Annotated in this window: 8 protein-coding genes; 2 read left to right on the top strand and 6 right to left on the bottom strand. The window is 31.1% G+C overall.

Annotated features, from left to right (window positions below; translation table 11 throughout):
* Positions 1–1,103 (top strand): chaperonin GroEL (groEL, locus tag DIU01_RS13635; protein ID WP_290835347.1); only part of this gene is annotated, 1,103 nt, incomplete at its 5' end.
* An 81-nt stretch (positions 1,104–1,184) separates the two neighbouring features.
* Positions 1,185–3,548, top strand: a complete 2,364-nt coding sequence (locus tag DIU01_RS13640; protein WP_290835349.1) for a hypothetical protein — start codon at positions 1,185–1,187, stop codon at positions 3,546–3,548.
* Positions 3,549–3,623: 75 nt separating this feature from the next.
* On the opposite strand, the gene DIU01_RS13645 is transcribed toward DIU01_RS13640, so the two are convergent.
* The 6 genes from DIU01_RS13645 to DIU01_RS13670 are packed head-to-tail and all read right to left on the bottom strand — an operon-like array spanning position 3,624 to position 11,497.
* A complete protein-coding gene (locus DIU01_RS13645; protein ID WP_290835351.1) occupies positions 3,624–4,385 on the bottom strand; it encodes a DUF2490 domain-containing protein in 762 nt (253 codons plus the stop codon).
* 3 nt (positions 4,386–4,388) lie between these two features.
* Positions 4,389–5,996, bottom strand: a complete 1,608-nt coding sequence (locus DIU01_RS13650; protein ID WP_290835353.1) for a SulP family inorganic anion transporter — start codon at positions 5,994–5,996, stop codon at positions 4,389–4,391.
* Between the two features lie 19 nt (positions 5,997–6,015).
* Entirely contained in the window at positions 6,016–7,884 is a 1,869-nt protein-coding gene (locus tag DIU01_RS13655) for a proton-conducting transporter membrane subunit (protein WP_290835355.1), read from the bottom strand.
* A gap of 4 nt (positions 7,885–7,888) precedes the next feature.
* On the bottom strand, positions 7,889–10,381 hold the full coding sequence (locus DIU01_RS13660) for a YbcC family protein (protein WP_290835357.1): 2,493 nt from the start codon (positions 10,379–10,381) through the stop codon (positions 7,889–7,891).
* Positions 10,382–10,412: 31 nt separating this feature from the next.
* Positions 10,413–10,805 carry a hypothetical protein gene (locus tag DIU01_RS13665; protein WP_290835359.1) on the bottom strand — a complete coding sequence of 131 codons (393 nt, stop codon included), beginning with the start codon at positions 10,803–10,805 and terminating at the stop codon, positions 10,413–10,415.
* Between the two features lie 23 nt (positions 10,806–10,828).
* A complete protein-coding gene (locus tag DIU01_RS13670) occupies positions 10,829–11,497 on the bottom strand; it encodes a VTT domain-containing protein (RefSeq protein WP_290835362.1) in 669 nt (222 codons plus the stop codon).
* Positions 11,498–11,545 lie beyond the last annotated feature (48 nt).

Here is an 11,545-nt window from a genome sequence, read left to right on the forward strand (position 1 = left end):
CTGTTGAAGAAGCAAAAGGAACAGAAACTTATGTTGATGTTGTTGAAGGAATGCAATTTGACAGAGGATATTTATCTCCGTACTTTGTTACTAATCCAGAGAAAATGAATGTAGAATTAGAAAATCCTTACATTCTTTTATACGACAAAAAAGTTTCTTCATTAAAAGAGTTACTTCCAGTTTTAGAGCCAGTTGCTCAATCTGGAAAACCATTATTAATTATTGCAGAAGATGTTGATGGTGAAGCATTATCAACTTTGGTAGTAAATAAATTGCGTGGTGCATTAAAGATTGCTGCTGTAAAAGCTCCAGGATTTGGTGACAGAAGAAAAGCTATGCTAGAAGATATCGCTATCTTAACTGGTGGAACTGTAATTGCAGAAGAAAGTGGTTATACACTAGAAAATGCAACTTTAGAAATGCTTGGAACTGCAGAAAAAATCTCGATTGATAAAGACAATACTACCATTGTAAATGGTGCTGGAAATGCCGATTTGATTAAAAATAGAGTAAATCAAATCAAAGGTCAAATGGAAACTACGACTTCTGATTATGACAAAGAAAAACTACAAGAACGTTTGGCTAAATTAGCTGGCGGAGTTGCTGTTCTTTATGTTGGAGCTGCTTCTGAAGTAGAAATGAAAGAGAAAAAAGACAGAGTTGACGATGCTTTACACGCAACTCGTGCTGCTGTTGAAGAAGGAATTGTTGCTGGTGGCGGTGTTGCTTTATTAAGAGCAAAATCTGCTTTAGCATCTATTAAAGCAGACAACGCTGACGAAGCAACAGGAATTCAAATTGTTTTTAGAGCTGTAGAATCTCCATTGAGAACTATTGTTGAAAATGCAGGTTTAGAAGGTTCAGTTGTAGTTGCAAAAGTATCTGAAGGAAAAGAAAACTTTGGTTACAATGCAAAAACAGACGAATATGTTGACATGCTAAAAGCTGGAATTATCGATCCTAAAAAAGTAACACGTGTAGCTTTAGAAAACGCAGCATCTGTTGCAGGAATGATTCTTACAACAGAATGTGCCTTAATTGACATCAAAGAAGAGAATGGCGGAGGAATGCCAATGGGCGGAGGAATGCCAGGAATGATGTAGTAAAATTTTTACAGATAAATTTAAAACCGTCAAGTTTCTTGACGGTTTTTTTTTATACTTTAGTGAAAAAATAATCAAACCATGAAATGTCTAAAAATTTATTTTTCTTTACTCCTATTATTTAATGCCAATTTTATTTTTTCTCAATTAAACATCACTCAAGAAAGTGTTTCATCAAAACTAGCAGATTATTATAAATTTGAAAGAGAAAATATCCATTTACACCTCAACAAAGTAAATTATTTAACTACAGAAACCATTTGGTTTAAAGGGTACATTATCGAAAAAAAAATTAAAGCTCCGTATGCAGTAACTTCAAATGTTTACGTTAATTTTCTAGATAGCAATGGAAATAAAATTTCAAATAAACTTTTTTATGCAGAAAATAGTACGTTTCAAGGAACATTTAAATTAGACGAAAGCTTGAAAACTGGGAAATACTACCTTCAAGTTTACACCAATTTTATGAACAACTTTAGTGAAGACGAGTCGTCTGTATTTGAGGTAAACATTATAAATCCTAATGAAAAAAATACTATAGACGACACGAAAATAAACTATGAAGAAATAAATGCAGTATTTTATCCAGAAAGCGGTACTTTTTTAGAAGGAATCTCAAACAATATTGCATTAAAACTCACTGATTGCAACGACAAAGGAATTTTGATTAAAGATATTGAAATCGTTAATTCTAAAAACGAATCAATTACTACTTTTTCTACTGATAGTAATGGCTATGGAAGAATAACAATCATTCCACAACCAAATGAAAAATACAAAGCACTACTAAATGTAAACGAAACTAAAATTGAAAAACAATTACCATTACAAAGTGCTACTGGTGCAATAGTGTCAATAAACAATTTTGGTATGAAAGACAAAACAGTAGTCACAATAAAAACTAACGCTACTACATCAAAAAACAACCAATACTCTTTAGTGATTAATCAAAATGATGAAGTTTCTGTCATCCCAATTTCATTAGCAAATGAAAATCAAAAAAGTATTGCTTTTGAAAATGATAAATTGGCATCTGGGTTAAATACTTTTAGTTTGATAGATTCAGAAGGAAAAAAAACGTCAGAACGAATAATTTATAATACTATTAAAAAACCAAGTGATTTAGAGTTTATGGTAAATAGGGTACAATCAGATTCAATCGTTATTTCTGGAAAATCCTCTTTATTAATGGGTAATTTAAGCATTTCTATTCTGCCAGAAAACAATACAACACAAATTAGAAAAACAATTTTTAACAGTTTTGAATTTGATAATTATCTAGACAGTCCAATTAAAAACATAAATTATTACCTAACTGATTTTACAAGAGCAAAACAATTTGAATTGGATAATGTTTTAATTACAAAAACATCAAAATATGCCATTGATAAAGCTTTATTAAATGAAAATCCGAATAAAAAATTTGAATTTGATAATGGTTTGACTATTGTTGGATCGGTAAACAACAATCTTGATAACGCTAGTGAAAACTATTCTATTAACTTAAATTCTTTCGTTCTTGGATTAAGTGAAACCACAAAACTTAATGCCAAAAATCAATTTCGTTTTGAAAATGTATTGGCCATTGACTCCACTGCAATGCACTTTTCATTATTGGATAGAAAAGCTAAAACAAAAGACTTGAATGTTACTTCTAGTGTTCAAAACAACAAAAGAGAGTTCTACAAACCCTTTAAACCAAATACCAAAACGTGCATCGAAAAAAGTATCGTTCCATTAGACGATTTAACTTTTCCTGCTATAGAAGGAGCATATATCCTTAAAGATGTAATTGTAAAATCAAAGAAAAAAGAAGACAATTTAACAAACATAACACGATTTAACAACGCATCAAGTAGAGGTTATAAAATAACCGATGATGAAGCCAGCAAATACAGAGACATTTTATCCTTTATAAGAACGCACGGATATAATGTAACTGAAAATGGACTTGATGTAATAATTTCAAGAACATACACCACTACATTATTGGGAAATAATTCTCCTGTGATTTTTTTAGATGACTCTCCTTTGGAAGATTTTAGTTTTTTGAAAAATATGCTTTTAACAACTATAGATGAAATCTACATTAATAAAATTGGATTTGGCGCAGGAGCAAATGGCTCCAATGGTGTCATTCGAATTTACTCTAAACCTGTTGCAAACGACTTAAGTAATATAAAAATAAAGTCGAAAGCATTTTATATCACCAATGGATTTCAACAAACAATTTCTTACAAAAATCCAAAATACACTAATGTTCAAAATGATAGTTTTAAAACCTATGGAACAATCCATTGGGTTCCAAATATAAATACAGATGCCAATGGAGACTTTAAATTTTCAATACCAAACTTATATCAAAAAACAATTAAAATAATAATTGAAGGAATTTCTACTGATGGTAAATTACTTTCAGAAGTTAAAACAATCGCAATACCGTAAAAAGCGCATTACAATGCAAAAAAATCTGCTTAATCGATTGATTGAGCAGATTTTTAACATTAATACTAAAATAAATCAATTTCTACTAAAATCTAAATTCGTTATATACGATATTCTAATAGTTGGATTACTTTCTTGTAATGTATTCGTATAATTCCAAATGTTTTGATGGATGTAACTCAATTGAATTTGTTGGTTTTTATCAATATTATAGCCTAAACCTCCAATAATTCTATTTTGATTGAAGAACGTTTTTCCAGCATTGGAACCCAAATTAAAAAAAGCTTCATCGCCCAGAATTCCGAACAATTTGACTTTATCTTCTTTTTTCGTTAAAGTATAATTCATCAAGAACATATATCGCAATCTGTTTCGGTAATCGTATCGATCAATTGAATAATCTGATCCGTTTTTAATTGGTATGCCTACAAATCTAAATTCATCCCTTAAACGATGCGTGAATTTAAATTTCCCATTCAAGTGAACAAACGTTCCTTGAATCCAAAAATGATCTTCTGGAATATCTGTTTTGTTTAACGCTGGATTTCCATACACATACGTGTTGTAGTGTGAATAACCAATGCTACCATTTAAATTTTTAGTAAATTGATAATCAAGAGATGGCCTCACGAAATATTGTTGTTTTTCTGAAACTCCATTTGCATATCGCATAGTGGCTTCAAATGTAAACGATATCTTTTTGGTTAACATGTTTTTTCCAACATAATGAAACCAAACATCGTTGTTGCTTGTTTTGGTCTGTGCCCTAGAACTATTTGGCAACAGAATTCCCAGTAGCCCAACGAGAGCTACTAAGAAATGTTTATATTTTTTCATTTGTTAATTAACGAAATTTAAATTTTTTCTTGAAGATTTTGGATGTGCTGAAAATGCCGTATGATTTTCTAATCCTTTAATGGTAACTTTTCCTCCATGAGATTCATAATCATGAATGAAATGTTCTAAGTTTTCCATAACAGAATTGTCTACAATTTTCGTCTTTTTTAAATCGATAGTAACATGAAATCCGTACGGAATCTCTTCTAACTTTCTTTTAATTCCTAAGAAATTGGTAAAAATTGCAGCTTTACTAATCGTGACTAAATACTCATTTCCTTCGAAAGCCACTTCTGTAGGCGCTTTAAAGAATGAAGAAATTGGAGTTCCGTGTAATATGTGAATAATCATGTTTAAAATCATACCAGCAGCGATACCAACTAATAAATCTTCAAATAAAGTAAAGAAAATAGTCACTAAAAATATAGCTAACTGTTCTTTCCCTATTTCAAATGTATGAATGAATTCTTTTGGATGTGCTAATTTTATTCCAACCGTAACTAACATGGCCGCTAATGCAGCATTCGGAATCATTTCTAATAATGGTGAAGCGACTAATAAAAAAGCTAAAATGAAAAAACCATGAAAGAAATTCGCCCAACGCGTTTTTCCACCATTATTCACATTTGATGAACTACGTGCTACTTCAGCAATCATTGGTAAACCACCTAAAAAAGCAGCGAAAACATTTCCAATTCCAACCGCAATTAAATCTTTATTAGCGTTCGATTTTCTTTTGAAAGGATCAACTAAATCTATTGCTTTTACTGTTAATAAACTTTCTAAAGTTCCAACTAAAGCAAACATAATTACAAATTTGATAAACGTTCCTGTTTGTGAAATTCCTTCAAAACTAGCATTGAAATTAATATTGTCTACTAAATTTCCAATTTTTACCAAAGAATAAGCCGGTTCAGTATGTGCGAAATCCATATATAATTCTGCTGGAATAGCGAATAATAAAACCACAAGCGGCGCTGGAAACATTTTGATATACTTGCTTTTTATATAGGGCCAGCCTAACATAATGGCTAAACTTACCAAACCAATAATAGTAGCTTTATAGTCTAAATTCATAATGAAATTCGGAATGTTAGCTAATAATTCTAAAGGACCTTTTCCTTTTGCTAATGCTGGATTGTCATTTAATAAAACCGGAATTTGTTTCGCAATAATAATGATTCCAATGGCGGCTAACATACCATGAATGGCTGAAAGCGGAAAGAAATCGGCTAGTTTTCCTAGTTTTAAAACGCCAAATATAATTTGAACAAAACCCGCAATTACCATGGCGCCTAAGGCTAATTTCCAACCTAAAATTGGGTCACCTTTTCCAAATTCTGCTACAGCACTAGCTACAATTACAATTAATCCAGCAGCTGGTCCTTTAATTGTTAATCGTGAACCAGAAATTAAACTGACTAATAAACCTCCAATAATAGCGGTAATCAATCCCATAATTGGTGGAAATTCTGATGCTTTAGCAATTCCTAAACTTAAAGGAAGCGCTAATAAAAATACTATAAAACCAGATATGGCATCTGATGAGAAATTTTCTTTCAATCCCGCAATTCCGTCTGCTGGGAGGATTTTTTTTATTTTTGAGTTCATAGAAATGAATGTGTTTAAATTAAGATGATTTATAAGGTAATTCGTGATAGGTTTTAATGTGTGTTCCTAAGAAAAGTCTGGTGTAAATTCTAACGCCAGCTATTCCAGAAACCACAAAACTACTTGCCACTAAAAAAGCTAAAACTACTTGGTGACTTTCAATATGGCTAAACAATAAATCTTCGCCAATAAAAGTCGATGTAATAGGAAAACCTGTAACGCCAAGTGCTGCTAATAAGAAAAAGAAAGCAAATTTTGGATGTTCATACACGTGTCCAGAATGTTGACTTAATAAAATTCTCTTTTCCATTGTTTTTAATTTCAATAAAGCGATGTAACCAATAGTTCCCGCAATTACAATTCCTGTGATATAAAGGGATATTTCGTAATAACTTACTTTTTCGTTAAACAAAATGGCTAACACAATCCAGAAATGGTTAAAAACAATTAGTAACCAAGCCACAAACGGACTTTTCCTTTCTGAAAAGGCTTTGAAAACGAATACCAATCCAATGGTAGCGAAAATTTCAGGTAAATAATTAGTCACATAACTTGGGATGGAATTTTTGTAGTGCAAAGTGATGCATCCAACTAAATACGTGCTTAAAAACAAGAAGAATAGTTTTCTTAGGTTTAAGAAATTTAATTTGTTTCCAATTGTGTTTAATGGATTCCAAAGGAAAATCCTAATTATTTTTTCCAAGTGAAATTCGTTGATACTTAAAACATAAAAAGCATTTTCTAATTTTTTAGGAAGGATGCTTTTGTTTACTTGCTTAGGTACAAAATGGTAAAATTGTTCTCGGATTAAATAACTTACCACAGATGGAGAAACCAGTAATTGATAGGTTCTTAAAAACGCATTTCCAGCGATATGAAATAAAGCTAATGTTTCGAATCCTAATGCAATTTCAATAAATATCAATCCAATTTGAGAAATCGAACTGTAAGCAATCTGACTTTTTACAGAGGATTGTACCCTAGCGATTAAAGTAGTAATGATGCTTGTGGTGAATCCCATTACGCCAATGGCAATTCGCATAGACGTTTGGTGTTCCCAAAAAGGCAAAGTTCGTAACATTAAAAAAGCACCTAAATGCACCGAAAGTGAACCATAAAAAATAGCACTTGATGGCGTAGGACCTTCCATAGCTCTTGGTAACCAAGAAGAAAAGGGCACTTGAGCAGATTTTACTGCAGCTGCACACGCCAAACATAAGGCAATAAACGAACCAATTAAGGTGTTATTTTGCAAATGTTCGTTGACCAATTCGTAATTATGCATTCGAATAAAAGTGATGTTTTCGTGAAACAAATGATGACTAGCCCACATCGCTAAAATAATTCCAACATCACCAATTCTATAGATTGAAAATACTCGGAAAGCATTCTTTACGGGTAAATAACGTTCTCTGTAAAAACCAATAAGTAAAAATGATGAAATTCCAATAATTTCCCAACCGATAAATAAAGTTTCGAAATTTCCTGATAAAATGGCTAAATTATATCCAAAAAAGAAGAATAAAACGGTGATAAAAAAGCGTTTGTATCCTTTTTCTCGATGTAAATAATAACGACTATAAGTAGTTATCATTGAGGTCAATAAAGCACCGATGAATAAATACACGGCAGTTACTTTGTCGAAATAAAAATCTATGAAGAAGTCGTAGTCATTTGTTTTGACTAGCGAAACTTCGAATAAATTTAAATCTTTGCTACCGTTAATTATCCAATAGAAAATAAAAACACATAACACTAATAATTGTACAAAAACTGTTGTAAATGCTGTCCAAGATAACCAAGATTCTTTCTTTTCTGGAATAAAAAAACTAATCAAAAATCCTACTATAGGAATGATGATAAATACTAATAAAAATTCATTTGTCATAATCTTATTTTATTAGCGTTATGTTTAAATTTTCCGAGCTCGTTATGGCATATTCCAAAGAATTATCGATAGTTTGTATGTTATAAGAAACAGGTTTGTAAATTTCAAATTCACCCTTCACAAAACGATAAAGTTCTTTGGTTTCTGGATGTAAGGCAACTAAATTCACCCAATTATTGATAAACCATTCGTAAGTTGCAGGAGATTTTGTTATGGCATATTTTACAATTTCAGGAAAATGTTCTACTACAATTAATAGACGTAATGGATCATGAACTTCAATCATTTGACTAGGTAAACCTGGTCGTAAATCGCCATCAATTCCATTTGCTACTCCAATTAATCCCATTACATTATGAGGTAATTTGGAACCCGCACCGAGTTTATGATTGTCGACTCTAGAAAAGTAATATTCTAAATTAATTCCACCACCAACAGGCGCAACTGCATTTAAAATTCCAGCTAAATAATCGCCTTTTGGATCAACTTTATAATCAAAAGAATTCATAAACGAACGACGGTCTAAAAACACATGATCTGAAACACTTCTTCTTCCAACAATACACATCGCATTGGTGGCATGATTTAATTCTGGTCGAGGTTCAAACAAAGAAACCGAACGATTTTTTATTTTCTCATGTACTTTTGAAATACTTTCGCTAGAATTTATGGTATCAAATCTTCTAGAACGTTCTTTTGCATTGTTGGCTAAGGCCTTAGTGAATGTTTTGCTGTTTTCTTTATGTAAAAAAGTATTAACTACAGATAGTAATGCTTCATCGTAAAAAACAATTTCATCTCTAGTTGTATCATGTAAAGCTGGTAGAAACTGTGTTTCAGCTGGAATAAGAATGCCTCTTTCTGCCAAAATTTCACGAACTTTTACATGATTGGCTGCGAAGCTTAATACTTTTGCATTCACACTACTTGGTCTTCCGCTACATGCACCGCAATCGTAACCTGCAAAATGGGTATTGTTTACGCTAGTAGCGCCATGTCCAACCACGTACACAAGAGGTGCGAAGTTTTCCACTAAACCAATACTTTTTAAAATTCCTTCCACTCGGTTTGCCATTTCTTCCACTGAAAAACCAACTTGTAAACCTTCAATAGTTTCCTTTGGATTGGTGTTTTCAATAACTAATTGCGATTTCTTGTTCAAATGTTTAAAAGATGAAGAAGTGGCTGGTGACATGCTTGGTTTAAAAATATTTAAAAACAATTTAAACGCTGAGGTGTACCCTAAAGTTTGAGAAATAAGCCAGCCGAATACTAAAGAATGTGATTTTTTATGATAGTGATAATCTTTAGCGCTTTTCTTTTTTCTAGGTAACTCTTTAATTAAAAATTTTGGAGTTACAGGAGCTGGACATAATTTCGTAAAGAATTTTCCATTTATAGGTTGATAGAAAAATTCGAAATTAAAAAATGCAGCAGTTCCAAAAGTTTTTGCATTCGGTTCTAAAGCTTCAACATGTCTACGTAATGAACATTCTCTGTCGTCCATACAAAAGAAAGCTTGAAATTTTGTTGTTTCTTTTGATGTTTTTACACTTGTTTTATGTTGTAAACCTGTTAAGGCTTGGTTATAAAAGGTCCATTCAAAAGCTTCTTGCCAAATGGAAAGCACTTCAAAATATTCAGAATAAGTCGATTGAGAAAATAAATTTTCGGCATCAAAAGTGATTTTGGAGATTAAAGGTTCCCAGTTTTCTCCAAATTTTTTATCTAAGGAGTCAATTTCTAAAAGTAACTCGAATGTAATAAGTTCTTTTAAAGTTATTTTTCTTTCATCTAATAATGAACTGGGATTGCCTTCTAACGTTGCAATCATGCCGCTCCAACCTGGATGAGAAAACTGTTGATCAAAGAGATAATTTTCAAAATACAAACCTTCTCCCACTAAAATTTGAAGTAATTTATAAATTGAAGCGTCTTCTTCTAGTAATATCTTGGCTCTTGAAGTTGAAAAAATACTAAAAACACCATTTTTATCTAATTCTTTTATGGAGGCTAAAAAGCCATCTCGATGAACAGGAAATGTCCAAACAGAAATGCCTTGATCTAAATAACTACATAAGATTCTGAAAAGAATACCATGAGTTGATTTATCTAAGTTTATGGCATATTTTTCTTTCCAAAGACTTCTAAGTTTTCCAATCTTAGGATGTATGGCTTCGTCGTAATTTTTATGTATAACATTTTCTTTCCAAGATGAAAAGTTGTCTTCTCCTTTTTTCTGATAAATAATTTTATCCAGAATTTCTGAGTTTATTTGGTTATTTTTTAGCTTGTTTCTGAAAGCAGAAAGCGGTAAAAACGTTTTATAACCAAATATTTCAGATGATTCTTGTAAGGCAGTAAAGAAGTCTTTGTCCTGAAAAGCATGCAAAGTATTATGATGAACAAAGTCTTTCAATGGGTTTTGCGCAGGTAAATAATGCGCAAGGTCTTGAAGCACTATTGTTTCATCAAACAATAATGTTTTTGATTTCATGAATAATGATTTAATTTCTAATTTATTTTATTTAAACTAAAATTAAATCTGGGTAGAGTTTCCAATTACAAAAAAGTTTATAAAGTGGAATCTTATTTTTTATTGAAAAAAATTGACAAGAGGAAGTAGTGTTATTTTTAAATATAACTACATCAAAATCACAATTTTCAAATAGTATTTGTTTAAAATAATCGAATTCAATTTCAAATTCAAATTCTTCAACACAAAAATTTGAATCTTTCTCAGTATCAACGAAAAAATTTAATTTGTTAAACTTGTTATTTGAGGAAAAATTTGTTTCTTCGCCACTCTTCTTGACCATAAACACACACTTATCATGCATATCTAATGAGCCAATACTTAAGTTAAAAAGTATTCCTATTAAAGTAATAAAAAATGAACTCTTTTTTACAACAAGTTTCATACAAATCGAATTAAATCAATCTATTAGGCCTTCTTTCTAAGTAATTTCATTAATACAGGTATTGTTGTCATTAGTACAATTGCAATAACAATATATTCAATATAATGTTTCAAATCAATCTTGAATTGAGTTAAAAATAATTCATACAAATAATGTCCTGCAAAAATCAATACAAAGGACCAAAGTAGAGAACCAACGATATTATAGAACATAAATTTCTTTTTATCCATTGATACAATTCCTGCAATTACTGGAGCAAAAGTTCTAAAAATTGGTAAGAAACGTGCAAAAACTACAGCTTTACCTCCGTATTTTTCAAAGAAATCTTTAGATTGAAACAAGTATTTCTTTTTAAAGAAAAAACTATCTTCTCTTTTGTATAAATACGTTCCGCTTTTTGAACCAAACCAATAACCCAGCATGTTTCCTACAATTCCCATCACAGAAATTGAAGCAGCAAGTAAAGTAACGTTTAAAAAATCATTTCCTGTAGAGAACTCCTTCATTAATGACTCGCTATAAATTCCGCAAAGGAAAAGTAAGCTATCACCAGGAAGAAAAAATCCGGCTAATAATCCAGTTTCAGCAAAAATTATGAACAAAACTACGTACAGTCCAATTTTTATTCCGCCAAGCTCTAATAATATGTAAAATTCTGGGTTTAGAAGTTGTTTCCAATCAAATTGATCCATAAAAAAGTTTGTTTATTTGAGAGCGTGAAAGTAAATATAATTATGGGG

Origin of the sequence: Flavobacterium sp., assembly GCF_003525665.1 — a bacterium.
Classification (GTDB): Bacteria; Bacteroidota; Bacteroidia; order Flavobacteriales; family Flavobacteriaceae; genus Flavobacterium.

Excerpts from the sequence above, each read along its gene's own strand:
- DIU01_RS13640 (WP_290835349.1), top strand. The coding sequence starts at position 1,185 with ATGAAATGTCTAAAAATTTATTTTTCTTTACTCCTATTATTTAATGCC.
- DIU01_RS13645 (WP_290835351.1), bottom strand. The coding sequence starts at position 4,385 with ATGAAAAAATATAAACATTTCTTAGTAGCTCTCGTTGGGCTACTGGGA.
- DIU01_RS13650 (WP_290835353.1), bottom strand. The coding sequence starts at position 5,996 with ATGAACTCAAAAATAAAAAAAATCCTCCCAGCAGACGGAATTGCGGGA.
- DIU01_RS13655 (WP_290835355.1), bottom strand. The coding sequence starts at position 7,884 with ATGACAAATGAATTTTTATTAGTATTTATCATCATTCCTATAGTAGGA.
- DIU01_RS13660 (WP_290835357.1), bottom strand. The coding sequence starts at position 10,381 with ATGAAATCAAAAACATTATTGTTTGATGAAACAATAGTGCTTCAAGAC.
- DIU01_RS13665 (WP_290835359.1), bottom strand. The coding sequence starts at position 10,805 with ATGAAACTTGTTGTAAAAAAGAGTTCATTTTTTATTACTTTAATAGGA.
- DIU01_RS13670 (WP_290835362.1), bottom strand. The coding sequence starts at position 11,497 with ATGGATCAATTTGATTGGAAACAACTTCTAAACCCAGAATTTTACATA.